This window comes from Nitrospira marina (assembly GCF_059568365.1).
The window spans coordinates 1,900,989-1,926,768 of the sequence record NZ_JCANTH010000001.1 but is presented as its reverse complement, the minus strand read 5'-3'; the positions used below and the strand labels follow the sequence as shown (position 1 = coordinate 1,926,768).

The window sequence follows — 25,780 nt, the reverse complement described above, 5'->3', positions numbered from 1 at the left end:
ATCCGGATTGTTTCAAAACCAAAGGAGCGATTTGTTGTCCACGGCCGGAGAGAATGCGAGTTAATTCAGCGTTCTGACATCGTATTCATGGGAATGGACTACTGGGAACTCCTTCATTCCATGTCGGCAAAGAACAGGAAAGAGCGAGGCCGGAGGGTGTATCAGTGCGACAGGAATACGCAATTGCTGAAGGTGATAGAGTCCATACCCACACAAAATCAGCCCCATCGGGCCCATGGATTCCACCTCAGTAAAATCAACGAGGACTTTTCGATAGTCCAGACCTATCGCTCGCGCGGCCGCCTTTTCAAACATCTCCCCGAGAGAATGATCCGGCAAACCCAATATTCGAATTACGACGGCATCCGGTAAGATCTGAAGTCCCCATTGCATTAGGAAATCCTCCTCAAGCCTGAATGATCATTGTTGACGCACCTACTCTCCTTGCGCCACCTATCCATACAGGATTGAGTAACCTCTTAAGCCATACCCCTACAATTCCCTAATAGAACTAGCGTCGCCTTGTTGGATCTAGTCCTTCGCCATGCCCACCTGCGATGACTGCTGGTATTGCCCTGATCAGGCAGTTCTATTGTGAGGACAAGTAATTGAAAGTGCAGGAATGGTCGAGGTCATGATATCAAACAGTCTATCGTAGGGTGATTGGCAAAAAAGCCGAGACAGATGGCCTTGAAGGCATTGGATATCACAATGAGAGCGGAAAGCAGGATGAACTGTCTCGAATACAGAAGCCAATTTCCCATGACAGCCTGGGTTGATTCTGGACCGAGTCCCCGTCCAACATTTTCCTGAATTCCCTACCGTGACAAAAACCGGAAATGTTCAGAACTCGACGCCAGAAGAAGATGAGGGAAGTGGTGGATTGAATTGGAGCGGGCGAGGGGATTTGAACCCCCGACAACTTGCTTGGGAAGCAAGGACTCTACCACTGAGCTACGCCCGCTCACGAGATCAGGATTCGCATTCTAGGTGTGGGCTGAGTCGTAGTCAAGGTACCAAAAATTGGCGAGCGGCCGAATTGGCTGTGCCGGAAGTCAGTCACTCCCGAATATATCCGGATAAATCTATTGCCTGAATTCAATGATCGCGAATTTTCGCTTGCCAATTTTCATCGGATAGGATCGGCCAGGCTCAAAGGTCATCATCCCGTTGGGGTCCGCAAGCCTTTCTCCGTCCACCTGGACCCCACCCTGGGAAACGAGCCGTCTGGCTTCAGATTTACTGGGCATTAAGCCGGTCCGCATCAAGACGTCAACGACAGGCATGGAATAATCTTGTGGGTTGTTAAAATCCGTGGGTGAGAGTTTCACATGGGCATCCGGCTCATCGGGAAAGTCCCGCTTTTGAAATCGCTGCTGAAAATCAGCCTTGGCCTCTTCCACGGCATCGCTTCCATGATATTGACGAACGATCTGTTCGGCCAGGGCCAGTTTGGCTTCCATCGGATGCTGATGCTTGACCTCTTCCAAATTGCGGACCGTCAACAGTTCGTAGTAGCGCAGCATCAGGACATCGCTAATAGACATCAGCTTCCCGAACATGTCTGCCGGACGATCTTCCAAGGCGATATAATTTCCAAAGCTCTTACTCATTTTCCGGACCCCATCCGTGCCTTCTAACAACGGCATGGTGAGCACCACCTGTGGTTTTTGGCCGTAATCCCGCTGCAAGTCACGCCCGACGAGGAGGTTAAATTTCTGATCGGTTCCACCCAACTCCACATCGGCTTCTAACACCACGGAATCGTACCCCTGCACCAAAGGATAGAGAAATTCATGCACGCTAATATGCTTTTGCTCCCGGTATCGTTTTGAGAAATCGTCCCGCTCCAACATGCGCGCCACGCTATAATGTGAACACAACTCCACCATTTTTTCGACCCGCATGCCACTCATCCAATGACTATTGAATTCGATACGGGTTTTCTGTGGGTCCAGGGTTTTGAAAATCTGTTGTTCATAGGTTTTCGCATTGGCCAGCACTTGCTCTTTCGTCAGCGCCACCCGGGTTTCCGACACCCCGGTTGGATCGCCGATCATGCCGGTAAAATCCCCGATGAGAAAAATAACTTGATGGCCCAACTCCTGAAAGTGCCTGAGTTTTTGGATTAACACGGTATGACCCAGATGCAGGTCCGGCGCCGTAGGATCAAACCCGGCTTTAATCTTGAGGGGACGCTGTGCTTTTAAGGACTCCGCTAATTTGGCTTTTAATTCATCGAGCTGAATGACCTCCACGGTTCCACGAAGAATAAGGTCCAGCTGCCGGTTAAGTTCTGAAGGTGTCATCTTGTAAGCCACGCTGTGTAAAAGTGAAAAATTAACTCCCGATCCCTATCGCAATGGTTGAGGCTCGGACACCAACAAAGGGGCGCAATTGCTCCAACCGTTTTTTTCCAATACCCGGCACCAGAGCCAAGTCTTCAATTCGTCGAAATGCTCCATGGGACGTTCGATGTGCCACGATTCGTCCTGCCAGGATTGGTCCAATACCAGGAAGATGCTCTAATTCAGCTAAGGTGCCGTCATTCAAGTCGACAGTAAACCCCGCGACTTCCCTTGATTGCCCACCTTCTCCTTCCACCCCCTCCTGAAGAGGATGAACCACATTTCTCCCCGCAAACGGTGCTACGTTCACAACCTCGTCAGGATCACCCGCGGAACCGGAAGGAAGGGTGTGTGATGGCTGAACACCTGGATTTTCAAGCGGAACAACTGGAGAAAGGGACGGTTGCGGCCAACCGACCCAATAGACAAAAAACACCCCCATTCCCAACAAGGCCAATTTCAAGAGGAGCGAGCTTCCCCAGGAAATTTTGCCTGAATGACTATCAGATACTTGAAGCGAGCTGGCAAGCGACCTTGGCGGTTCGATGTCTTTCATGTTGAATCAATGGCTTTGCTTCATAGCATTATCAGCGTTTTCGCGCCTGGTGAATGGCCATGCCCTCCACATCCTCGGCTGCCTCCATCAACCCTTCCGAAAAAGTCGGATGCGCATGGATCATGTTGGCGAGATCCTCGACGGTCAACCCACCCTGCATTGCCATGGCGGCTTCATGAATAAGGTCCGCCGCATGAGCACCGATAATATGGACGCCCAAAATTTTTTTGGACTGTTCATCCGAAATCACTTTGAAATGTCCAAAGGGCTCACCAACCGCCTGTGCTTTTCCGAGACCGGCATATTTAAATCGCCCGACCGCGACCGTCAACCCACCTTCCCGGGCCTGTGCCTCAGTCAGGCCGACACGCCCGATTTCCGGTAAGGTAAAAATCCCTGCAGGAATGACATCATAGTTAATGGCCTGCGGCCGGCCCATCGCGTTTGAGACCGCCACTTTTCCTTGAGCCGAGGCCACATGCGCCAACATGAATTTTCCCGTCACATCTCCAATCGCGTAAATACCGGGGACGGAGGTTTCCATTTTTTCGTTAATCAGAATCTCACCCCTGGTTCCCACCTGCACGCCAACCTGATCCAGCCCTAACCGGCCGGAGTTCAGACGACGCCCGACTGAAACCAGCAGGTGGCCTGCAACCAGTTCTTCTCCCGAAGCCAGCGTTGCTTGCACTCCCTCATCAACAGCCGTCCAATTGGTAATCTGCGTATTGAGATAGAGTTGAATCTTGCGTTTTTTCAACTCACGCGTCATGGTGGAAATCGTATCTTCATCCTCAAGTGGCAGCACGGACGGCATCATTTCGACAATACTCACTTCCGATCCCAGCCCGCTCAACAAGCAGGCAAACTCACATCCTTCTACCCCACCACCGACAATCACCATGCTCCTGGGAATCTCCGTTAGATCCAGAGCCTCCTTACTGGTCAACACGCGTTGGCCATCAATGGGAAACTGAGGCAGCTGAGGCCAGGAAGAACCTGTGGCAAGAATAATGGCATCGGCATCAATGGTGGATGAGGACCCATCAAGATGGGTAACCCGCACCTGCCGGTCATTCACCAATTCGCCTCGCCCCGGCACGTGGGTAATTTTCCACTGCTTCAACAAAGTGCCGATTCCCTTTACGAGCCCACGAACCACTTCCTCCTTACGTGCAACCATGCGAGCAAGGTCATAGCTCACAGGCCCCTCAATGTTGAGGCCAAACGGCTGGGCATGCCGAACCCGTTCGCCAAGATCAATAAAGCCCAACAGGGTTTTACTGGGAATACAGCCCCAATTCAGGCACACCCCTCCAAGCACCTGTTCCTCTAGAATCGTCACCCTGGCCCCAAATTGGGCGGCGCGAATAGCCGCCACATACCCACCAGGGCCTGATCCGATAATGACAATGTGGGGAGAGGTGGTCATGATTCCTGTGAGGCTAAAAATGCCGTGTATTGCTCCGGCGTCATCAACCCATCCACCTCACCAGGATCGCCTAATTCCAGCACCGCGATCCATCCCTTGCCATAGGGATCCTGATTGAGGAGTTCGGGATGGTCCTGAAGTTCTGTATTCACTTGAAGAATTTTTCCGGTAACCGGCGTGTAAATCGTCGAAGTGGCTTTGGTCGACTCCACTTCTCCCAATTGATCTTCAGCTTGCAGCGAGGTTCCGACTTTAGGAACGTCCACAAAGACCACATCCCCCAGGGCATCCTGAGCAAAATTGCTAATCCCTAAGGTCGCCTTTTTCCCTTCAACGCGAATCCATTCGTGTTCTTTGTGAAATCGTAAATCCTGTGGCTCCATTCCTACCCCCTTTTGTTCAAAACAATGATGGCGTTCTCTAGTTGTATAATGTCTCCCATGCACCTCATGAAGCGAGCGACCCCAGCTCAATGTGATAAGGACAGTACCGGAGCACTCAAGAAAATGCGCGAAGATCGTGCACGACACCGATTCCCGAAGGAAACTCACCGAGCAGTGAGGTACTGCTTTCCGCTGTTCCCGGCACAATGCGCTTTCCTCTCTCCGCCGGCATACTCACCCATACCCGTCGCGGATCGTCAAGGACGGGAAGCAAGCGGGTTAAGACCGCCTTCGTCGAAATGCGCCGGAGCTTCTCAATCGCCGACACTTGATCGGACGAGGAGTGACGGTCAATTTCCGGCCGCACAAAGAAAAATGAAAACGGTCGCCGGATGGCTTCCATTGCGTCCTGGGCATAGTCCACCAGAGCCCGAACCGGATCGGTCAATCCATGGGGGTGAAGTTCCAGACCACATTGAACCGTCAGGTGGCGTTTGCGAAGCTGGCCAATCAACTGCTCAACAACAGTCAATCGCTCACGGGCCTTCCACCCCGCCCAGCGCCAAAACACGGGATCTTCCTTAGGAGCGCCTGAAGGCTGGGTTGATCGACTCGCCAATTTCGATGCCCTGAGGGGATCAAACCCAGACTGAAAGGTAAGTCCGGGATCAAAGCTCACTCCAAAGGCGGTTTGAAAACGGGTCAATCCCAACCGCGACATCCCGTCATACATCCCCATGGGATAATCGTCGAGAAACACAAGACCGTCCACGCCTTCCTCGGAAAGTTGGGTGAGAAATTGATCGAGAAACCGTTGATATTCCGGGTGAAAAATATCAAAAAACCGGGAATCCTGAACCTGGCGGGTGGTCGTATTATACCTGCCGTCCCGCCATTCCGGCAGAGGGGAATCATGCCAATTGCCAATACAACGGAGATTCACTCCCACATACACCAACAGATGCAACTGATGACTGCGTTCCACATATGAGCGCAGGAGCGCCTGGAGATCAAGTAGATGGCGAGGCGCCCGCGATGTCCGCTGTTGATCGGTGTGGAATCCGGCTCCCTCACAACCCAAATCAATCAACAGGGTGGTAATTCCATCAGCCTTCATCTTTTTAATTCCCTGGTCAAACCCTCCACTGGCCGGCAATTGTTCAAGAGTTAACCGGATGGCCTGAGTATCGAGAGGAGGCATCGTAAATTGTTCAAGTAACCGTTGAAGTTCATTAAACTGCAATTGAGCACCGGCTTGATAAGGATTGGCGCTCCCCGCAACGATGAGTATGCGGTACTGATCCCTGGCGGCTTCCCATTCCCCAACCTGACGATAGGCTTGAGCCAGCAACCATCGGCTTTGGACTTCAATGGACTCTCCAGGAAGAAGCGCCAGCAAGCGCGTCAGTCCGCTGATGGCCTGAGGATAGGCTTTTTCCTCAAAACGTTCCCTTGACCGTTGAAAGAGTTGCGCATGCATCTGTTGAATATCCGGAGGAACTTCAGGTGGGGATGACACGATTCCTTCATCGCGATCTTCCGGCACGGATTCGACGGCAGGGGGAGGAATAGCACCACTCACCGGTGGTCCCTGGGGAGGACGTGTCCGCCCGCATCCGGCCAGGAGCCCCAGACACAACAGCAAACTACATATTTTCAGCCACGTTGTCATACGGCAATACGTGCGTAGATGGAAATGAACCTTAAACCCTTACACTAGATTTATGAGGAGGAACATGCCCGCCGTTTTTGGCGGGCAGCGTGCCGGAGTCAGTGGGTTTTAAAATACAGGCTCAGTATGGTCTTCCACTTAGCCCAGATTGGATTCTGCAAAAAAGTAGCGAATCTCAATTTGAGCATTCTCCGTGGAATCGGACCCATGCACCGCATTGGCCTCAATAGAAGCCCCATGCGCAGCCCGAATGGTACCCGGCTCGGCTTTTTTGGGATCGGTCGCGCCCATCAGGTCGCGGTGTGTTTTAACCGCGTCCTTCCCTTCCAACACCACAACTACCACCGGCCCCGAACTCATATAGGTCGTCAAGTCATTAAAGAAGAAGCGTTCTCGATGCACAGCATAAAACCCTTCCGCCACTCCTTTGGATAACCGCATCATTTTCATAGCAACCGGAAACAACCCGGCCTCTTCATAGCGGCGGATAATATCACCAATCGCATGTTTGGCCACCGCATCAGGCTTAATAATCGCTAACGTCCGCTCTGACATACTTCTCGTCCTTTCCAAAAAATCCCATAATAAAACCCTGTGAATAAGAAAGGAGCATTTTACGGCCCCTTCTATTCAGTTGCAATCTCAAGACCACACTTAAAAGGCTGTAATCACAATGACTTCGGCCGGCTGCAACACGACCCGCTCAGGGATGGAATGGGAACCAGGATGCTGATCCAGCGAACTGACACGCCACATTCCGGGAGAAGACGGTAGAGGGCCCAACTCACCAATGGCTACCTCAACCATTTCATGAGCATTGGTATTGAGGCAGAGGAGTGCCCAACTGTGCGGGTCTTCCAACGACCGCCGCTCCAAAACGCACAGGTTGGCGTTGGTCATTGACCGTTGAATCAAATCCCCCTCCCCTTGCCAGAGCGGCACCTCCAACTTCCAGTGATTCACCGCACGGATAAAACTCTGCAAATCCCATCTGGGGGATTCCCAATCATCCGGAGTGGTCTCCACCACATGCAGCGACCGTTGAAATCCAAATTCATACCCCATCGGGATCATGAGGCCGGTGGAGAACAGCGCGGCAAAGGCATAGCGTTGGCGTTGAACCGCCTCATTTCCTCCCGACTCAGCAGCCAGACGCGGGGTATCATGCGATTCAGGAAACCCAATAGACGGCATAGACTGAAATTCCTGATGCTGGTTCAAACACCAGGCGTCCTTGAAATTCCACCATTTGGAGCTGTTACAAAAAAGGTGAAATCCCGCTTCTCCTAGCGCGCGCGTCTGCTCCAAGGTACAACCAAGATTTTCCGCCCAAAAGACGGCCTGCGGATTCACGCGTTGCGCCCGGTGAATAAGAAAGCGCCACAACTCACTAGGAACTTTATAGGCCGCGTCACACCGAAATCCCTGAAACCCTAATTCAAGATACCGGTCAACCAATTGCCCCCAAAACTCCCAAAGATGCTCCCGGTCCGGAGAATGCCGATTATCAATTTCGGCTAAATCGCCCCACACCGTTTTCTTGCCGGGGTCATCAGGATCAACCGCATACGGATGTTCAACTTTTCCCTGACCATCCCGCATGTACCAGTCGGGGTGTTTGGACACTAAAGAGGAATCGATGGCCGTGTGGTTCAATACGAGATCCACCATTGGCGCCAGGCCACATTGGGCAATACCTTGAAGCGTGGGACGTAACACATCAAGTCGCTGGTCCTGAGTCCCTTCCGGTAGAAATGCCGGATTCAGGAGATCATATTCTTTAATCGCGTATAAACTTCCCGAGAATCCCGGGAGATGAATGGGATTCACAAAGAGCCAATTAAACCCCATGCCTGCGGCCCGTTCCGCGTGCGAGACCCAGCGATCACAAGGACCGGCCAGTCGAGGGAACAAATTGTAGATGAGAGGAACCTGGGGCGAAGTCTGCATAACATTTATTCTTTCTCTGGACAGACTTGAGGTGGACGGCTATCTGAAATCAGACCCTTTGAAAAGATGATTTTGCCAACCTGTTTCACATTGGCGCACAAATCACCCAATCCTGGAGTGACCACTCGAAACGGCCCGCCTCGTTCGGAAGGAAACGGCGCGCCATTCTGTTCATACACCAGAATGCCGAATTCTGCAGCTTGCTTGATGGTCAGACAGGCTGAGAATTTTCCGTCCTGCGATTCGAAGGTCACATGGTCGGCTCCCACATTAAGCGTTATAACATCAAGTATTGCTTGAAATTTGACGCCACAGACATTCATTCCTGGCATCAACGTAGGCAATTCAGACACCTGATGCGTGGCAGGAAGTTGTGCCAGCGTCGTTCGCGTGAAGTCGAGAGTCTGCAGAATGGCTCCGTCCACCTGTATCATGGCCTCGGTGGAAGGCGTGGATGCGGTGATGGCCTTAATGAACGCCGCCAACATGTCGTTCATAGGAGTGGGCACTCCAAACGCCTTGCCTTGTTCGCTAATAAAACCATTCAGCTCATCAATCTCAGTGGGCCGTCCAGCCAACCAATCATCATACATCGACGTATGGATATCTCGAAGTTCTTGGGCCCACTTGACGACCTTCTCCGGCATATCCTCATCCAACGGCACACGGTGCACCGCCATGGCCACGGCCGAGACTTCCCGCACGATGGTTGCGATGACCGGTTGAAACTCGGGATAATCCAAGGCTTTTGCCACCCGATCATTCAGCAACACCGTCAACGGGTTAAACACACAATTCCAACACATTTTCTCCCACTTGGCCCGCCGGATATCAGGATTAATGAAACAGGGAATCCCTGCCCCTTTCAATAACGCCAGGATGGCTTGGAGTCTGGGAGTTTCCATCCCCAACGGTTCCCCAATAGTCAGCATGCCTTTCTTATAATGGTCGATAACCCCCGGCTCGGCGATCTTGGAATAGATAAATGCCACTCCGCCCACAATCCGCTCCCGGCCAAATCGGACCATCAGGGTATCCTCAATCGTCACCCCATTTTGCAGGGTCAGGATAATGGTATCCGGTTTCAGCACCGGCTCAATCTGATTCATTGCCTCATCCAGGTCATAGGCTTTGATCCCCAGCACAACCAAATCCGGGCGGGGCAGTTCCTCGGGATCGGAAGCTACGGGGGGATGCACGGTAAAGCTCTTACCAATCGCGCTCCGGATGGTCAGCCCCTTTTTAGCCACGGCCTCCCTGGTACGCGGTCGTAGGAGGAACGACACGTTCGGATTGTGGCGAGCAAGGTGCGCCCCAAAATATCCCCCAACTGACCCCGCCCCCACAATTAAAATCTCCTTCATCCGTTGACCTTTCCTAATAAAAAAAATTCGTGTGATTGTTTAGATATTGACTAGCCACATCTTTGTCCGATGAGGCCTCAACTATATTGTCATCCTGAGCTGGAGCGAAGGATCTGATTCCGAGCAAACAAGCTTCAAGATTCTAAATGTATATATGCGAGATCTGAATCCCCTACTCTAGCAGAATTAGCGATGCTCGCCTACGGATCGTTGCCTTATTTGGCACCATGAAATTGCAGTTGCCGCCAGGCTTCATAAACGACAACAGCAACAGCATTGCTCAAGTTTAAACTACGAGAATCAGGCCGCATCGGAATGCGTAACCGGTGGTCTGGAGGAAGCGCTTCTAAAATATGGGTAGGCAAGCCCCGCGTCTCGGGACCAAAATACAAGGCATCGCCAGGCTGAAAAGCCACGTCGTGATAGGGTCGCTGGCCTTTTGTGGTGATCGCAAAAATACGGGGGGGCTTGTGAGCATTCAGGTAGTCTTGCAGGGTGGGATAGTCCTTCATCCGGGCCAATTCATGATAATCCAATCCGGCCCGACGGGCCCGCTTATCATCCAACTCAAATCCCAACGGATGGATCAGATGCAAGCCGAATCCAGTATTGGCACACAGACGAATAATATTCCCGGTGTTCGGAGGAATCTCCGGTTCATAGAGGACAACATCTAACATGTATGAAATTTCAGCCAATTCATTTTTGGGAAGGCCAGTGATTGGCTCCATTCTTCCTGGGAGGTTCCCGGATCATCCAAGCCAACAGAAACAGAAGACCAAGAAGCACAAGTGGAACGGGAACAGCACCCATTTCTCCAGCCCTCAGGTGTGTCAACGCCGCACCAACCATGGTAATGCTCAAGACCACAATGCCATACCATTGCGTCATCGGTATAAATAAACAGATCCCGCCGCCGACTTCAATGATTCCGGTTAAATACAGAAACCACAAGGGATACCCCCATTGCACAAAATGTTCAACCTGAGACTCACTGCCCATGAGCTTGGCTCCCCCCGCCGCAATAAAGAAAATCCCTAACAACACACACAAGACAATGTTCATCACGCGCTTCATGACATCTCCAACCCATTTAAAAAAGAAAGCTCTGAGCCCAACACAGCCCTTATCTTAAGCCTTTTTCAATTCGACAGAACAACAGACAACTCGTAGCATAATGCAACACTCACACATGTTGTTCCAATTTCTGCAACCCCTTGCCATCTTAACGACTACGCCGGTTAGAGACAGTTCTTGATTGTGGCCTTCCGCAAAAGTCGAGCGAACGTAGGTGCAGCATGCTGAAGGAGAGATTTGATAAGTCAGGTTCGCTCGGCAAATCGGAATGGTTGTCGATGAGACAATCGGCATCGACACGGGCCAGAATTCATTCACCCCTTCAGCGGCCCACGTTCATGGTCGAGCATCCCACGCAGGCCAGGGCAAAATTTCTGCTCAATGAGAATAGGGAACGCAAGGCCCACACTTGGTTTCCCCTTGATGAGCGGGCGAATTTCTGTGTCGACGCCGAACGATAGGGCTGAGAGGCGCCGCCTTTTTGCGGCGTCCTTCTCAAGCCATTGATTGAGTGGGTGTTTATCGTGATGCGAGATCAAATTTAGCCTAATTTGTCAGGAGTAACTCTAAGTTTCTTCTTGTACAATTTGCTCAGTCGAGGTTGTCAGCCATTTTTTACCAGCACTACTTTCAACGTAATAGACCGGCTTCTCATTACGTAACATATCGGAAAGATAGACGGCATTCTCCTTTGCGGGAAACCAATTCACATTTTTCCAAGCTCCAGCCACTTTATAATGAAAAATAAACCAAGGACGCTGTTGTTCCAAGGCATACCGAAGAACATAGTTTTCGACCATATGTACAGCCATAATAAACTCCTTCTCCTAAAATTTAGTATGACGGTTAACACAAATCTCGGAATCCTACTCCTGTGCTATCACCCCCTTTTTAATCCTGCTAAGCAATGATTAAATGGATTTGCATAGTATGCGCATCATTCTTATGCTGTCGGTGTAACACGACTTCGATTTTTCTGAAAAATACACGATAGTCGGTTTAAACCATACTGTCACTGCTGCGGAGCGGAATCTGCTCACGTCATATACCACTCAGCTCCACGGCCTTGCTTCAATGCGTAAGGTGCCGGTCAGGCCGGGGCGAGCGTTTTGTTCGATGGGGATATCGAAGCTGATGCCTGCACTCGGTTTTCCCTTCATGAGAGGACGGGTTTCTACATCTTTGCCGGGCTTCCCGGGATTCATGTCCTGATAGCCATACTTGATGCGCCACCCACTCGGACTTCCCTTATCGGGAAAGGCCTCGACAAGAATCAACTCACGATAGATGAAACCACCCTCATAATGGCGCTTCATGAACAGTAGACCATCCACGACGTAATCGGGTACCAGCACCTTGATGTCGAAAGCAAAGCTAACGGACTTGGATGTTTTGACACTCTTACTGGGATCCAGAAAAATGGAGAAGAGATGCGGACTGTTCGAGCGGTCCGGCTTGCGCTTGCTGCGATCCTTCCCCGGGAACAGTTCCTCGTAGCTGCGAAAGATCGCTGAGTTCTCGCGCACCTCGCGCCGCGTCATCTGCCACTGACAGCCGCGCACGCTGGCCGCAATTTCGAACTGGTAGGATGCTCGTACCTTCTTGCCGTCTTCGTGCGCCTTTTGCACTTCCACGGGTAATGTGATGTCATCGACCTCCAGAATGCCATCCACTCGCAATTTACCGAACAGGAACCGCGTAAGATTCTGGTAGCCCTCCTCGGAGTTTACGATACCGTAGTGCCCGGAATGGCTCCGGTGCACAAACGCGCGGGGCGAACTCACATCCTTGCCGTCGGGACCCACGCCATGCGTGGTGGCATTCTCGAGACGCACGAGGCCGTCACTGGCATCCCCTGCCGCCCATGACGAAATGCCGCCGGCCACAGTGTAATCGCGTGCATCAGTGCCGACCAGGTTGAAGATGCGCTCGGGGGGAAAATTTTTGACGACCGAGACATCATTACCCTTCGGTACCGCGAGGTATCCGGCCATCTTGTCGCGATTGAAGTTATTGATATCGCCGAATGAAAGCCAGCCAGGCACATTGCGCACGATCCGCATATCAATGCCATTGTGGGGCGTGGCATAGGTGAAGAGCTTGTCTACCGCGCCGCGCGCCTCCGCTGAGCCGAGTTTTGTATTCTGCAGAAAAGCCCGGCAGATCAGCCCTCCCATCGAGTGAGCCACGAGATACACACGGAAGTCTTTAGGCGTGACCTTATTGGCCTTATTCGAGCAGACCTTTTCGCGCAGGCGCAGAATGAGAGTGCCAAGGCCTTTGGCGAAGTGCTCAATAGGCGGCGTCTTGCCGTCCCCAAAGTCCTTCGAAGCTTCATCGTAATAGCGGTAGATGATAATCGAGCGGTATGGGACGGGATAGTCGGTACGCTCAGCTAACACGAGATCGTCTCCATCCACAAAGACATCCTCATATTCGTGATCGCCCATTAACCGCACGAGGGGCGACTCAAAATAAAAACGCCTCACGTCGCCGGTCCAGGCCGTGCGCGATTTGGTCGAGCCGATATTGAACCCCATGTAAGGATCGGCCACCGTTTCTTCAATCTCGCTCGAAGTGGCCGCAAAGCCGCGGACATAGATGATGGGGTGGTAGGGATGCTGCGCGGATGTCGTCATGAATGTACCTCCGAATGAGATTTGCACGAATGTCAGTGTGAGCAAGCCTTATACTATCTCAATTTATTTCCCATGGCAGACGCCGCGTTCGAATGAGAAAAGATTCTTGGTCAATTCAGGAAATTAGTCAAGGTATGAATCTATCGGGGCTAATACCGTATAGGACCTGAAATCCGGTTCGCAGCGTCTCAAAACGATTGTCATGATACAAAACTTCAGCCGCCCGACAAGACGCCCGTTTCACCAGATTCGCAGAGATCGCGCCACGCGTCTCACGGACACTTCGCTGACCGGCGCCTGCGAGATAGCCGGAGAGAAACGCCAGCAATTCGCTACGTTCACCCAGTCCAATTCGATACATTCCCTTGGCCCAGATATCCCCCAAGCGAATTCCGCATTGCTCTATTGAAAGTCCCATCAAATACGGTCGCCCATGTTCGCGGTCAATCACCACAAAACAATTTCGAAAATCTTTATAGTTATCGGAAACACAAATGAGATCTTGGGGTCGAACCTTGGAATCGATTCCTATACGATGTAGCGTCCCCATCAATTCACCATACAGGCGAAACAGGCGCCGACGAACTCGTAGAGATGCCCCTAGGTAGACGTCCACAAACTCCTGACCCACCACCTCCTCTACTAAAATAAAACCCCTCACAGGCCAGCCCAAAACCCTGTGTTCTCCCCAGGCGACGGCCTTCATCACCGGAATGCCCTGGTCTCGAAATGATTTAAGAAGCAAAAGCTCTCGGGCCGTGCCCGAAAGAGGCACTTGAAGTCGGCACCATGATTTCAAAAGCAGATGAAAAGATTGAAAACCGCTTTGCTTGAGAAAGTACTTCTTTTTCTGTCCCGCGACCTCAAGAGAAAGTCTGCGGACATGTCGCTTGGCAGGGCGGGACACGAGCGTCCCAGCAGAGTAATCGACAAAATCTTGAAATTGGGAGATCCCAGCATTGGCCAGGAAGGGCTTTATGCTTTGATCGATATGCAGACTCTTATGAAAAAGATGTGTGGGAGAGAGGCAAGCAATAGTCTTAAGCCAAGTCAGTGGGAATGTCGAAAATGGCCTCCAGCGAAATTTTTGCCATTTGGCCGTTCTCACGGACTTAATATACCCCGTGCCCGTTATTATGGCTACAGTCTTTTTAGACGGACTTTTGTAGAACGTTGCCCACTAACGGATGATGGCCATCTCTTCTCGGGTCTGTATGGGCAATGGGCATATTTTTTAACAGCACTATATCCCAAAACTACACAAGTAAATATTGGCATTTTCTGCCGACTCCATTACATGAATGTATCCCCTCCATAGCCCCGGTTAATTTCATAGGCGGAGTCCAGAAACATAGCTCACTCACGCGCTCACACAAAGTCTCATATATACGAAATCATAACCGTACTTTTCTCTCAGTCCTTCAAACTGTTCTCACAATAGCCTGCAAGAGAGACTATGGCTTCGATTGATTGCATGGGCTTGCCGTATGAAAATGGAAAAACCGGATTATCAGAATCAGAAAGATTTTGAATTCCTCATCAACTCTTGATAGGGTATAACTACTACGTCATTGATGGCCGGGAGAGACCAGATTCGTCCAACCCAATGGAACGTTCTATGCTTCACCGTCTCAGCCGATGGAATCCTATCAGAATTCTTTTCTTTTTCTCCCCACCAAACGAACATGAACGAAATGCCGAGCGGCCACGGCAGCCATTAGCGATCCGATACCTGAGGCCTGCGTGGAGGGCCTCTGTCCTTCTGATCAGTCTGACCCTGACGATTTCTCTCACGGATAGACTGTTGGCATATGATGAGCCACTGACCAAGCCCCCATGGTCTCAGGAGGATCAAAAGATCCTCCAAAACATTCGCACCATACTCGTCGCCGGCACCGTCCAAACCTGGCTGAATGTGCCGAGTCCACCCTACAATGTGGGGGTAACCTTGAAACTCAAACTGGAAGATGCCGGGTTTCAAGTGGTCTTTGATCCCAAGCAACCGCATGATGCGATGCTTTACATTCAATATGAGGAAATACCCAGTGGACAGTTTCAGGTATTGGAACAAGCGACAGCTATCCGCTACGACATGAAGCTGGTCCATGACCGCTTGGGCAAAATCTTTTCACATCACTTCGAAGCAGAACCCAACGCGATTCCCCTCGGGAGTCTGTATTGGGACGCGATTGGTAATCTGGAGGAAGATCCTTATTACTGTTTTGTTGGAGATCTCATTCGGGGACATATTGATCGGGACCAGAATGAACAGGAGATGTTAATGGAGGTGTTGGTAAGGCCCTTTACCCAAAAAGAGTTGGTAAATGCGGCCGGAGCCCGGGGAGCGACTCAGGCTATTGTGCAACAACGCGCCAGGATGAATATCATTCAGGAACTAGGACAGGGGGCGTTTCATACCCCTGAAGCGCAGGCAGTCTTATGGACGGTTGCCAAAAAAGCGCAAGCCACTGAACGGGGGGCGGCCATGACTCAACTTGGCCAGATTGGCGACACCACGTTTCTCTCTCCACTCACAACATTATTGGAAAAAGAAACCGATCCGGAAGTCCGGTCGGCTGCGGAGCATGCGATCCAACTCATTCAATCCCGGTAACCCCAACTTGACGAAGGGTCAACTGCGGATGGCCATCCAGTGTACCGAGCAACATGGGCGTTTAACCATGCTGGAGGGGAAATAAGATATCATATTTTTAATGTGTTAGACAGCATCTGGAATTCTGTTCCTATAACGGTGGCTCTTTTTCGTCATTCCGGCCAAACACTCCGGAAATGACCGTAAGAAAGCGCCTCCCAGAACAGCCGCCAACGGGTTTCATTCTCCCCTCTTCGGACATTGTCCGAAAGAAGAAATCAGTTATTTATACGTTTTTATAATAATCGCTTGGCTTTTTTCTTCAGTTATTCCAAAATAGCCACCGGGCTCCCAACAAACCTGTTTAAATTTTCCCCGATACCGCTTGTATAGGGTCGGTGAAGCGTTTTCCATTTTACTATTTCAACAATTTCATCGTCCCCTTCCTCATGGTTCCCATCGATGATTGAATTTAAAGTCTCTCTCAACCAGGTTTTTATCCACAAAGTCCAGATTTCAAAAAATTCTGTGACCATTGGTCGTTCCTCTGAAAATGACCTCATCCTGCCTAATCCTCACGTCTCAAGATTAGAGGGAGTCATTACCCAAGAAGGCAACAGCATGAAACTCGTCGACAAAAGTCGTAACGGAATTCTTTTAGATAATAAAAGAATTCCCTCTGAAATTACCCTTCCCCCATACTGTCGACTCACTATCTACCCGTATGAACTGGAGTGCGCTATTCACTTCGAAGAGGAAACGATCACCATCCCTCTGCCTAAAAATGAGACTTCGAAAAGTGTGGCCATTCAGGTAGGGTCCTCCGAATATTCGCAACCACCCCGGGAAGTTGTGGTGCACTTTTCAGGAATTATTGGTGAGTCGGAGGCCATGCAAAATCTTTATTGCCTCATCCAAGATATAGGAAATAGCCCCGCGACTGTTCTAATTACCGGGGAACATGGAACGGGAAAAGAACTAATTGCCCGAGCCCTCCATCAGGTGAGCCCACGAAACGGAAAACCCTTTATCCCTCTTAATTGTGCGGCCATCCCTTTTGATCTCATAGAGAGCGAATTATTTGGTTATGAAAAAGGCGCATTTACAGGGGCCAATATTGGAAAACTGGGAAAAATTGAGAATGCCAAGTCAGGCACCATCTTTTTGGATGAAATTGGCGAACTTCATTTAACAGCTCAAGCCAAACTCCTTCGTTTTCTTCAGGAAAAAACTATCATGCGGGTTGGTGGATCCCAGGAAATTCACGTCGATGTGCGAGTTATCGCCGCTACCAACCGGGAACTGGAAAAGGCTATCAGCAATGAGGAATTTCGTGCCGACCTGTATTACCGTGTCAGAGTGGCCCAGATTCACATTCCCCCGTTACGTGAACACAAGGACGATATCCCAAGCCTTGTCGACCATTTTCTTACAAAGATTTCCTTAGAGCTACAACTCCCGCAAACCATGGTTATTACCGATGAGGCCAAAGAATTTCTTCTGACGGGCTCTTGGCCCGGCAACGTACGCCAATTAGAAAACAGCTTATATAGCGCCTGCCTACAAGCTCGTCGAATTGGAATCATAGACAAAATTCTTTTACAAAGGGATGCAGAAGCCTGGCTGGGGAAACATTCGAATAAGATAGGGGAAGCTCCGCTTGATTCACTGAACAAGCAGGCATTACTAAAGACCCTATCTGACTGCCATTGGGATACGACAAAGGCTGCCGATATTCTGAAGGTAAGCCGTGGGACCATCTATTATAAAATGAAAAAATATGGGATTGAGGGGACCAAAATTTCCGGACGAGGGACGTTTTGACCACCAGCCTTTAGCCGAGGGAACCTGCCTCCGGTCCTGCTGACATTCTTCTCAACTGACCTCGCGTGGAGATTCGAAATTAAATCCAAATAGAGAAGGATTTTCCCCTATGACCGCTGCCGAAAAAATATAAAAGACATAATCTTTGGTCTGCTGGGGAACCTTGAATTTCTTCAACAACTCCCAAAAATTCCGACTTTTCGGGTTGGGCGGAAGCTGGTCAATGAAATCATTCACCCGGGTAGGGCCCCAATTATAGGACGCAATCACCAAAAGCCCAGAGGCCTGAGCCCTTGTGGTGTACAGAAATCGAAGAAACTTGGCTGCCGCGTGAGTGGCTTTATCAAAATCATGACGTTCATCCCTGGGATCATATTTTTCTATATCTACTAGAGGCCCCGTTTTCAGCCCATATTCTAACCCAGTAGATGGTAAAAATTGCCATGGTCCCTTGGCGATTCCAAAACGAGTTGGCGGCCCTACGGCTTTAAGATCAAAGTTACTTTCTTGGAGACACAAATAAAAAAATTCCGGCAGCATATGCTGACTCAGCATCACCTCTTGGACCTTACTCTGATACCCCTGACGCACTGCATGCTGGAAGGCTTTTTCCAACCGATCAGTTGATTGCCATTTCTGAATATATTTTTTGACTTCAGCCACAAAGCCCTTGGGCATTTTCACTTCACTCTCTCCGAATAACCTGGTCATTCGAAGAATGATCCGATCCTCTGGGGGCATATCTTTTGAATAAATCCCAATGTCCTCCAAATAATTTTCATAGGTGTTTTCCAAACGGGAAAGGGTGGATTGAACAGCATCCCTTTTTGAGAGGATCCCTTTGACCTGATCCGGAGAAAGATGCTCCAGCACCAAATCTTCAATTTGAGCCAACTCTAATTCGACAGTTTTCATCGTATAAAAAACATCAGCCGCTTGGGCTTCAAGTTGTCGCAATTTGAGGGTCTGAAAAATAGCCACTCCTCCTAGGACAATCCCCACTCCGACAAATACCGCGATCACTTTCCAATACCAACGCGCATGCTGTTTTCTTACCTGACTATAAGCTCGTTTGACCATTCGAGTATGGTCGCCTTCACCTCCAACTGCTTGATTGCGAAAATATCGATCGATATATATTTGCGTTTGTGAAGAACTTTCTAGTGAAGGAAGGGGAGCAGAAGATGGGACACCCCTTTGGAGGGAGGAGTTGTTCTGAAGGCTATCAATATTTGCACCCCCTTGATCAGATAGACGATCGGCAGGCGACTCCGGACTGACTGGCTTGCCTGCTTCCTCGGCTGGAATAGAACCCTTCCCCCTCTCTAAAGGCATGGAAGGGTTTGCGGCCATGTTGGATGAAACGACCTTCGCCGTTGGAAGACCAGGCATGGCGAACTCTTGACTCCCCTCTTCTGGAGATTGGATGGCGAAGTGTAATACTGGGCCACTGTGGCCTAGTGTGATAGTACCTTGAAGGGGTAAGGCTTCTTTGGAAATACGTTGTCCATCTAAAAAAGTGCCGTTTCGACTCTCCCAATCCTGAATCCACCATTTTCGTCCTTCAAGGAAAAACCTGACATGCCGTTTACTCACGGAACGATCAGAAAATTGAACATCATTTTCAGCCGTCCTCCCCAAAGTAAAATCATAGGAAAACCGGTATTCTTTTTTTTCGGTCGTTCCCTTTTCAACCCGCAGCGTTAATGGAACGAGAGAAGAAATAGCAACAGTCCTATCATCTGCCATTCTATTTCCCCCACTCTTGAAAGGATTTAGCCGTCAAGGAAATACCTTAGACCAGGAGGCTCAAAACAACTCCCCCAAGGATTTCATCAAAAAAGGATTTTATCTTGTGTGAAAACCCCTTGCTAAGCGTCAGACTTTCGCACGAATGATTATTGGAGTTACCATTGAGGCTTTCCCCATTCCCCGCCTTGATTGGGGATATACAGCACTTGGCGTCCGATGATTTCTTCCTGATGAGCCTTAGCCCGATTTCCACGTTTATCAACCATTTCATGCAATTGGACGATCACTTTCGCAGAGTCTTTGTCAATTGAATCAATCTGAGTGTGCACCGTGAATGACGCCCAATTGGCAAATAAGGCTCGGAGAATCTCCGCTTGTTTAGGTGAAAGATTGGTACCTAGTTGCAACGCTGCCAAATCCCGGTTTTGATACCATTGTTGAATATCCCCTACGATTGTTTTTAATTCCTGAATGTTCGTTTTTTCCCCATTTTGGTCTTTTTTTGGTTGACCTTGTGCTAAAGCATGATGAGCTTCTTGGAGGCGATCCTGAATTTTCGCCGCATCTTGACTCCAGGCAACACTGGTTTCCTTTTGACTGACTTCAAGTTCTCCAAGCATAGTCTCCAGGGTTTGCACATGGGTCATCACCTGCTTGAGCGTCGAAGCTTCCACCCCGGCCGTTTTCAATACATTCAATTCATTCGAAACGTCCTGAATGTTTTGATGGGACTGTTTCAACTCATCACGATAACGTTCCTGATCCCGAAAAAATTCCGCATTTAATTTATCCAGCGTCTGGCTCAGCATATCCAATTGTTGTCGGGTAGGGGTGGAAAAACTTCCGACATTTTGTTTCAAATCATGGATTTGTTTTTGAAAGCTTTGCAAGGACATCAAGAGGGTTTTTCCCATGCCCATGACCTTTTCTCTAACATCAGATATCCGTGCTGTCAACGCGACAACCCGTGGCTGGAGGTCACGATCCTCCTGTTTGGGCTTTCCACCTTGAGGCTTGAACTCCCGTGGCTTAGGTTGAGGGTCACGTTCCAGATTAACGACCCGGCGATTCACGGCTTCCACATTTTTTCGAAGCGCCACCATACGCCTGCCCCAGGTCCCTTCGAATTCCTTTTGATAACTGGTCGTATGTCTCGCGAGATCTTGTAATTTTTTGCTAGCCTGGGAAAGCCGGTCTATGGTTGGCCCATTTGGGTCTTGACGTGTTACCACTTCCATCTCGGCCAACAAACCGTTCATGGAAATCTGAAGTTCCTTCACCTCGCTTTGATATCGGGAAGAATTCTCCTGAAAAGCCTTATCGACCTCTTCCACGCGCTGTTCAACTGTCCCCACCGTCTGAAGTTTTAACAGTTTAACTTCTGAACTTTCCAATCGGGACACCTGCCGTTCAACCGCAATTAAATCAGCATCAGATTGCTGAACCCTTGCCTTGTGTTGCACCAATAATTCCTCCCATTGGTCGGCAAGCTTCTTCATTTTCGCGGCCAATACATCGACCAAAGGAATTTCCGATGTACCAGGTCCCAACTCCCCTGGCTTGGATGAAACCGGAGAAGAAATGGATTCTGGAATATCCCCATTCTGACTTCCGGGCCATTGCTGAAGAAACACCAACACACCCGCAATAACAAAAACCGATGCGACTACTGCCAGGATGGCAGGAGACAACCACCAATGACGAGTGGAAGTTCCGGAATCTTCATTGGTGATGGGCTTCGCTGGAGATGGGGGGGGAGCTTGGGAGGCGGAAGGTTCTTGAGGACCAACTCCTGAAGCTTCTCGGGGTTTGGGTTTTTCCGGTTCTTGTTGCGGAAAAGTCTTGGTTCGACTAGAAAGGAGGCGTGTGGATGAACTCAGGTCAAGGGTGGCATCGTCTGAAGGTGGAGATGAAGAGGGTGGAACAAGAGATGTGAGTTGATCTAAATGACTTCTCAGAGTTTCCAAGATTAAGCTGGAGTCGGTAAATCGTTCCTCCCGAATTTTTTTGGTCATGCTACAAATTAAATACCGGAGAGAGGAAGGGACATGTTCAGGAAACGGCCATTCCACTTCTTCCTGGGAATACGCAAGTTTCCCCACAATAGTTTGTCCGGCCAATCCCTTATACGGAGTACTGCCTGTGAGCATTTCATAAAGCACCATACCCAAAGAATACATATCGGTGCCGGCATCTATCTGGTCACCCCTTGCTTGCTCAGGAGACATATATTCGGGTGTCCCCATAATAGTTCCCGTCACTGTGGCACTGGATTCCCCCAGCGCCGCCGCAATTCCAAAGTCAGTTAATTTGAGAAGATCGCCCTCCCCAATCATCATATTGCCGGGTTTAATATCCCGATGAATAATACCTTTTCCATGGGCATAGGTGAGAGCCCGAGTCATGGCAATAGCGAACCGGAGAGCGCCGCCGAGATCAAGTGGACCATTTTCCTTTAGCAATTGTTTGAGTTCCTTACTCGGAAAATATTCCATCACAATATAATGACTACCCTGATCTTCCTCGACCGCATAAATTTGAATAATATTCTCATGGTTTAAACGGGCCATCGCTCGGGCTTCCCGCAAAAATCGTTGGGCGAAAGAAGCATCTCCCATATAGTGAGCATGCAGCACCTTGATCGCCACTTGCCGATGAAGAGTTTGATCCAGTGCAAGGTACACCACACCCATGCCTCCACGGGCAATCTCACGTTGCACTAAATATTTTCCAGAAATAATCTGCTCAGCCATGGTGCCGTCCTTACATGACTATACGCCTTATACTGCAACGACTTTATCATATACGGACTTAAAAATAGATAGAAAGAGGAACCCCGCAATCCACGCCATGACAGCCGCCAGAAACTCCCTGAAAGTCTCCTGCATTTCATATCTCTGTGGGGCGTCACAATCCACGTCCCGGAACCAAGGAACCTCATCTGGTTGGCCCCGTACCCCGATGAGATTAGATTGGGGACCTGATGCATCTATGACCTTCCCCGAGGGGATGAATCCTGTAAATTTTTACTATCGGCAAATGACTTTTTTCTCACAGCTCTTGACGAAAAATTAAAATTCCTATCCAATAGCCTCGGAGATAACGCCCAATGACACGATCAAACACCCCGCACAGTTGCCTCGTCATCTCAGGGAAGATACCTCGCTTCTGGAAAATTTCCTACGGCCTGTTCAGCATTCTAATGATCACTGCCGCGTGCCTGGTTTCTGTACTTTGTGCGCAAGAACCTTCACTGACCCTATCCCAGGCCATAGAACAGCAGGGTGAAGGACACATTAATTGGACTTCAGGAACCCTCTCTGCCAGAGGATTTGGATCTGCTTCATCGACAACACCATCCGCAGCGTTCCAAACTATGGCGGCCCGCGCGGCAATTGCCGTCGCTCGCAGAAATTTATTGGAATTGGTGCAAGGCGTACGTATCGATTCTGAAACCCTGGTAGAAAACTTTATGGTGAAAAGTGACACCATCCAATCCCGCGTGCAGGGCTTGGTAAAAAATGCCTTTATCACGGAGGAAAATGTCCTTTCAGATGGGAATGTGGAAGTCCTGCTGACCATGAACATGTGGGGAAACGAATCCCTCCTGTCCACCATCGTACCCGAAACAACACAATTCTCTAGTCCCTTGAAAGGCGCTAGGGACAATGGAACCTACACAGGACTCATTATTGATGCTCGAGAGCTGGGTGTCCAACCAGCCACGTTTCCGACCGTGACGGACGAGCGGGGCCACATGCTCTACGAAAAAAAGACGGCTTCACACGACCTGCTAAGAAAAAGGGGAATGGTTCAGTATTTTGTCCAGGCCCCCCAAACCTCCTCTACTCTTCCCAAACATTTTCTCTATCCCGTGGCCGACAAGAAACCCCCACCTGTCGCTGAAGAACGCGTCGGGCCACGTCCCCTTCAGATTGAAGCCATACAAAAAACAGGCGTCCTGGGAACGGATATTATGGTAAGCGCTGCCGATGCAGAACACATCCGACAAGACCCGATACTCATGGACTTTCTTCACAACGCTAACGTAATTATTGTAATCGATCCTCTGGTGGCCGGCGTGGAAGGAAGCCTCAGACCGGCAAACGTGCTGCCCGTAAACTACCCGTAGCCCGACCGACTGCGGCAGACTTTCCCACTTGATATCCGATTCTTGGCGGAGGTCTCCAACGGCATATTGATTTTGACAGCTCCCCTTAACCACCCTTTTGCCGGCTTCTTTCCATTCTTCTCGAAATACAGTACCTTTTCGAACAATGAACGCTTTTGGGAAAAGTGAGCGGGAAATATGGGTAGGGATTGGATTGAGTCTGTGCGTGACCCTCACGATGATGGCCATCTATGGGTTTGGCGGATTTCAATGGTTGGAACTGCACACCTACGACATGCGCATGAACCTGAGGGGAGCCCAGTCCGTTAAGAGCCCGATCCTTCTGATTCTCAATGATGAACAAACCGTGACCCACTTGGGGATAGCCCCCAGCCAAGTGTCACGCACACTGTATGCCCAAGCCATTCAACACCTCCAGAAGGCCAAGGCGCGATTGATCGTCCTGGATATCTTGTTTTCTGATGCGGGAGACCCGGATGAAAATCACCTATTCGTAACCGCGATGACACAGGCCGGCAATGTCATCCTAACGCGGTATATCGGCCCGGACCAGACTATGACCCCTCTCCCCATTTTTCAGCAGGCGGCGCTAGGAGAAGGGCTCATTAATATTATGCCGGATGCAGATGGCGTACTCCGTTCCATGCCCCTCCTGGGCGTAGGATATTATCAAGATCAACTCCGGCCATTTGTCACGCTGGGAGCGGAGGCCGGCCGTCTCTATCTTGATCCGGATGGCGCACGTCCCCTGAACGTCGACACCCCAGGGTTGGCCAAGTTGGGGGATATCGATATCCCCGTTGAGCACAACACTACCCTGATTAATTTTGCGGGTCCTGCAGGAACCTTCCCCTCTTTACCGTTCTGGAAAATCGTCAAAGGAGAATTTTCTCCTGAGCAAATATCCGACAAAATTGTCTTGCTAGGGTCATCCGCCGCCACCCTGCAGGACTTTCATCTCACGCCCTTCGCTCAGAAAGAGACAACTACACTGAAAGCTCAAACTGCCACCGTCTGGGGGACACGCATGCCGGGAGTCGAAGTGCATGCCAACGTGCTGAACATGTTCCTCACCGGGCAATTTATCACCCATTCCCCTTCAACTCTGATTTTTTTCCTGATTGGAGTCCTAGGATTGGGATGTTGCCTACTGGTCACCCTCCTCCCCAAAGGCGAGCTCGGCGTCGTCCTGGGAGTCATCGGATTATTAGCAAGCGTGATTGTTCTCAGTATTGTCCTGTTTATCTACAACAATTATTGGTTGGACGTGATGCCCCTCATCGCTGTCATCAACGGCCATTTTGCCCTGGCAACCGCATATCAACGGTATCTCGTCGTCCGCCAAAAAAACCGGTTGCAGGCGCTGCTGGATCAAAAAGTTGGAGCGGAAACACAAGAGACCAGAAACAGAGCCATCACCTAGGTACACTCTCACCTACTATTCGAAACACCAAACAAGCCTTCTTTCAGTCCGTTCATCGCAATAAATGGTAGGACGCGGGAAGACGAGTGCAGGAAGAGAGGGCCTCCCAATGCAAACTCCTAGGCCTAGAGAACAACGATGCGACCATCCACAATCCATACAAAAAGCCAAGAGAAAGGCTTACAAGCCCGTCTGGAAACAGGAGGACGCAGTCCCCGGAAGCCAAACGGTTACAACTCACCATTCTTTCCGAAGCCCTTTAAGTCGGCGTTAAGGAAGTGTATTTTGCAATTCCGGAAAAGACTGAAAACGAAATATGGATATGCGAAGAGGCTGGAAAATTTCACACAGAATAACGCCTACCTCGACCTGACCCCCGGATTACAGTGCTCAACTCAATACCCAAATAGTGCACCCAAAAGTCATCGCACCCCCGGAGAACACCTTCTTAAGAGAATACCCTGATACAGCATTCTTCCCGTCTAGAACCAAATGCGGTACAGCAGGACCCAAGAGATTCCAATCGTGAGACAGGTGGTTGTTAAGATCATCAACATTGTGTCGCTCCTTATTGAGAAACATTTCTTACCAGGATTACCTCTTCCGACAATATGAGAGAGCAAGCCACATGCCGA

The 25,780-nt window shown here is 50.0% G+C and carries 21 protein-coding genes and 1 tRNA gene; 5 read left to right on the top strand and 17 right to left on the bottom strand.

Annotated elements, in window-relative coordinates; genetic code table 11:
• Positions 1-60: 60 nt before the first annotated feature.
• From LX98_RS07870 to LX98_RS07815, 12 genes are all read right to left on the bottom strand, one after another.
• Entirely contained in the window at positions 61-393 is a 333-nt protein-coding gene (locus tag LX98_RS07870) for an STAS domain-containing protein (RefSeq protein ID WP_496428381.1), read from the bottom strand.
• A 496-nt stretch (positions 394-889) separates the two neighbouring features.
• Positions 890-964: transfer RNA gene (locus LX98_RS07865), tRNA-Gly, on the bottom strand.
• 121 nt (positions 965-1,085) lie between these two features.
• Complete coding sequence (gene tyrS / locus LX98_RS07860) at positions 1,086-2,309, bottom strand: tyrosine--tRNA ligase (RefSeq protein WP_496428380.1); 1,224 nt, start codon at positions 2,307-2,309, stop codon at positions 1,086-1,088.
• Between the two features lie 31 nt (positions 2,310-2,340).
• Entirely contained in the window at positions 2,341-2,904 is a 564-nt protein-coding gene (locus tag LX98_RS07855) for a helix-hairpin-helix domain-containing protein (protein ID WP_496428379.1), read from the bottom strand.
• A 31-nt stretch (positions 2,905-2,935) separates the two neighbouring features.
• On the bottom strand, positions 2,936-4,336 hold the full coding sequence (gene lpdA / locus LX98_RS07850; RefSeq protein ID WP_496428378.1) for a dihydrolipoyl dehydrogenase: 1,401 nt from the start codon (positions 4,334-4,336) through the stop codon (positions 2,936-2,938).
• Positions 4,333-4,719 (bottom strand): glycine cleavage system protein GcvH, encoded by a 387-nt coding sequence (gene gcvH, locus LX98_RS07845; protein ID WP_496428377.1) that lies wholly within the window; start codon positions 4,717-4,719, stop codon positions 4,333-4,335. Before gcvH ends, lpdA begins: the two co-directional genes overlap by 4 nt.
• A gap of 115 nt (positions 4,720-4,834) precedes the next feature.
• Positions 4,835-6,391 carry a tetratricopeptide repeat protein gene (locus LX98_RS07840; RefSeq protein ID WP_496428376.1) on the bottom strand — a complete coding sequence of 519 codons (1,557 nt, stop codon included), beginning with the start codon at positions 6,389-6,391 and terminating at the stop codon, positions 4,835-4,837.
• A 138-nt stretch (positions 6,392-6,529) separates the two neighbouring features.
• Positions 6,530-6,946, bottom strand: a complete 417-nt coding sequence (gene ndk / locus LX98_RS07835) for a nucleoside-diphosphate kinase (protein ID WP_496428375.1) — start codon at positions 6,944-6,946, stop codon at positions 6,530-6,532.
• Between the two features lie 99 nt (positions 6,947-7,045).
• On the bottom strand, positions 7,046-8,341 hold the full coding sequence (locus LX98_RS07830) for an alpha-amylase family protein (protein ID WP_496428374.1): 1,296 nt from the start codon (positions 8,339-8,341) through the stop codon (positions 7,046-7,048).
• A 5-nt stretch (positions 8,342-8,346) separates the two neighbouring features.
• Positions 8,347-9,705 carry a 2-dehydropantoate 2-reductase gene (locus LX98_RS07825; RefSeq protein WP_496428373.1) on the bottom strand — a complete coding sequence of 453 codons (1,359 nt, stop codon included), beginning with the start codon at positions 9,703-9,705 and terminating at the stop codon, positions 8,347-8,349.
• Between the two features lie 215 nt (positions 9,706-9,920).
• Complete coding sequence (gene trmL / locus LX98_RS07820) at positions 9,921-10,385, bottom strand: tRNA (uridine(34)/cytosine(34)/5-carboxymethylaminomethyluridine(34)-2'-O)-methyltransferase TrmL (protein WP_496428372.1); 465 nt, start codon at positions 10,383-10,385, stop codon at positions 9,921-9,923.
• A gap of 19 nt (positions 10,386-10,404) precedes the next feature.
• On the bottom strand, positions 10,405-10,782 hold the full coding sequence (locus LX98_RS07815; RefSeq protein WP_496428371.1) for a DoxX family protein: 378 nt from the start codon (positions 10,780-10,782) through the stop codon (positions 10,405-10,407).
• A 221-nt stretch (positions 10,783-11,003) separates the two neighbouring features.
• Here LX98_RS07815 and LX98_RS07810 point away from each other — a divergent pair, with 221 nt between their 5' ends.
• Positions 11,004-11,243, top strand: a complete 240-nt coding sequence (locus LX98_RS07810; RefSeq protein ID WP_496428370.1) for a hypothetical protein — start codon at positions 11,004-11,006, stop codon at positions 11,241-11,243.
• Between the two features lie 105 nt (positions 11,244-11,348).
• Here LX98_RS07810 and LX98_RS07805 read toward each other — a convergent pair whose 3' ends face one another.
• The 3 genes from LX98_RS07805 to LX98_RS07795 form a co-directional block, all read right to left on the bottom strand.
• The gene (locus tag LX98_RS07805; protein ID WP_496428369.1) at positions 11,349-11,594 is read right to left on the bottom strand and encodes a hypothetical protein; all 246 of its coding nucleotides are present in this window, start codon (positions 11,592-11,594) and stop codon (positions 11,349-11,351) included.
• Positions 11,595-11,834: 240 nt separating this feature from the next.
• Positions 11,835-13,421 carry a PGAP1-like alpha/beta domain-containing protein gene (locus tag LX98_RS07800; RefSeq protein WP_496428368.1) on the bottom strand — a complete coding sequence of 529 codons (1,587 nt, stop codon included), beginning with the start codon at positions 13,419-13,421 and terminating at the stop codon, positions 11,835-11,837.
• A gap of 127 nt (positions 13,422-13,548) precedes the next feature.
• Positions 13,549-14,328 (bottom strand): lipopolysaccharide kinase InaA family protein, encoded by a 780-nt coding sequence (locus LX98_RS07795; protein ID WP_496428367.1) that lies wholly within the window; start codon positions 14,326-14,328, stop codon positions 13,549-13,551.
• A gap of 711 nt (positions 14,329-15,039) precedes the next feature.
• On the opposite strand from LX98_RS07795, the gene LX98_RS07790 reads away from it, so the two are divergent.
• Both LX98_RS07790 and LX98_RS07785 read left to right on the top strand, forming a co-directional pair.
• On the top strand, positions 15,040-16,035 hold the full coding sequence (locus LX98_RS07790; protein ID WP_496428366.1) for a HEAT repeat domain-containing protein: 996 nt from the start codon (positions 15,040-15,042) through the stop codon (positions 16,033-16,035).
• A 441-nt stretch (positions 16,036-16,476) separates the two neighbouring features.
• Complete coding sequence (locus LX98_RS07785) at positions 16,477-17,838, top strand: sigma 54-interacting transcriptional regulator (RefSeq protein WP_496428365.1); 1,362 nt, start codon at positions 16,477-16,479, stop codon at positions 17,836-17,838.
• A 51-nt stretch (positions 17,839-17,889) separates the two neighbouring features.
• On the opposite strand, the gene LX98_RS07780 is transcribed toward LX98_RS07785, so the two are convergent.
• Complete coding sequence (locus LX98_RS07780) at positions 17,890-19,587, bottom strand: FHA domain-containing protein (RefSeq protein WP_496428364.1); 1,698 nt, start codon at positions 19,585-19,587, stop codon at positions 17,890-17,892.
• Between the two features lie 158 nt (positions 19,588-19,745).
• On the bottom strand, positions 19,746-22,343 hold the full coding sequence (locus tag LX98_RS07775) for a protein kinase domain-containing protein (protein WP_496428363.1): 2,598 nt from the start codon (positions 22,341-22,343) through the stop codon (positions 19,746-19,748).
• 356 nt (positions 22,344-22,699) lie between these two features.
• Between LX98_RS07775 and LX98_RS07770 the strand changes: the two genes are divergently transcribed.
• Together LX98_RS07770 and LX98_RS07765 are read left to right on the top strand one after the other, a co-directional pair.
• Positions 22,700-23,722, top strand: a complete 1,023-nt coding sequence (locus LX98_RS07770; RefSeq protein ID WP_496428362.1) for a TP0624 family protein — start codon at positions 22,700-22,702, stop codon at positions 23,720-23,722.
• A gap of 145 nt (positions 23,723-23,867) precedes the next feature.
• The gene (locus LX98_RS07765; protein WP_496428361.1) at positions 23,868-25,145 is read left to right on the top strand and encodes a CHASE2 domain-containing protein; all 1,278 of its coding nucleotides are present in this window, start codon (positions 23,868-23,870) and stop codon (positions 25,143-25,145) included.
• The last annotated feature ends 635 nt before the right edge of the window (positions 25,146-25,780 follow it).

Excerpts from the sequence above, each read along its gene's own strand:
- LX98_RS07870 (WP_496428381.1), bottom strand. The coding sequence starts at position 393 with ATGCAATGGGGACTTCAGATCTTACCGGATGCCGTCGTAATTCGAATA.
- tyrS (WP_496428380.1), bottom strand. The coding sequence starts at position 2,309 with ATGACACCTTCAGAACTTAACCGGCAGCTGGACCTTATTCTTCGTGGA.
- LX98_RS07855 (WP_496428379.1), bottom strand. The coding sequence starts at position 2,904 with ATGAAAGACATCGAACCGCCAAGGTCGCTTGCCAGCTCGCTTCAAGTA.
- lpdA (WP_496428378.1), bottom strand. The coding sequence starts at position 4,336 with ATGACCACCTCTCCCCACATTGTCATTATCGGATCAGGCCCTGGTGGG.
- gcvH (WP_496428377.1), bottom strand. The coding sequence starts at position 4,719 with ATGGAGCCACAGGATTTACGATTTCACAAAGAACACGAATGGATTCGC.
- LX98_RS07840 (WP_496428376.1), bottom strand. The coding sequence starts at position 6,391 with ATGACAACGTGGCTGAAAATATGTAGTTTGCTGTTGTGTCTGGGGCTC.
- ndk (WP_496428375.1), bottom strand. The coding sequence starts at position 6,946 with ATGTCAGAGCGGACGTTAGCGATTATTAAGCCTGATGCGGTGGCCAAA.
- LX98_RS07830 (WP_496428374.1), bottom strand. The coding sequence starts at position 8,341 with ATGCAGACTTCGCCCCAGGTTCCTCTCATCTACAATTTGTTCCCTCGA.
- LX98_RS07825 (WP_496428373.1), bottom strand. The coding sequence starts at position 9,705 with ATGAAGGAGATTTTAATTGTGGGGGCGGGGTCAGTTGGGGGATATTTT.
- trmL (WP_496428372.1), bottom strand. The coding sequence starts at position 10,385 with ATGTTAGATGTTGTCCTCTATGAACCGGAGATTCCTCCGAACACCGGG.
- LX98_RS07815 (WP_496428371.1), bottom strand. The coding sequence starts at position 10,782 with ATGAAGCGCGTGATGAACATTGTCTTGTGTGTGTTGTTAGGGATTTTC.
- LX98_RS07810 (WP_496428370.1), top strand. The coding sequence starts at position 11,004 with ATGCTGAAGGAGAGATTTGATAAGTCAGGTTCGCTCGGCAAATCGGAA.
- LX98_RS07805 (WP_496428369.1), bottom strand. The coding sequence starts at position 11,594 with ATGGCTGTACATATGGTCGAAAACTATGTTCTTCGGTATGCCTTGGAA.
- LX98_RS07800 (WP_496428368.1), bottom strand. The coding sequence starts at position 13,421 with ATGACGACATCCGCGCAGCATCCCTACCACCCCATCATCTATGTCCGC.
- LX98_RS07790 (WP_496428366.1), top strand. The coding sequence starts at position 15,040 with ATGCTTCACCGTCTCAGCCGATGGAATCCTATCAGAATTCTTTTCTTT.
- LX98_RS07785 (WP_496428365.1), top strand. The coding sequence starts at position 16,477 with ATGATTGAATTTAAAGTCTCTCTCAACCAGGTTTTTATCCACAAAGTC.
- LX98_RS07780 (WP_496428364.1), bottom strand. The coding sequence starts at position 19,587 with ATGGCAGATGATAGGACTGTTGCTATTTCTTCTCTCGTTCCATTAACG.
- LX98_RS07775 (WP_496428363.1), bottom strand. The coding sequence starts at position 22,343 with ATGGCTGAGCAGATTATTTCTGGAAAATATTTAGTGCAACGTGAGATT.
- LX98_RS07770 (WP_496428362.1), top strand. The coding sequence starts at position 22,700 with ATGACACGATCAAACACCCCGCACAGTTGCCTCGTCATCTCAGGGAAG.
- LX98_RS07765 (WP_496428361.1), top strand. The coding sequence starts at position 23,868 with ATGAACGCTTTTGGGAAAAGTGAGCGGGAAATATGGGTAGGGATTGGA.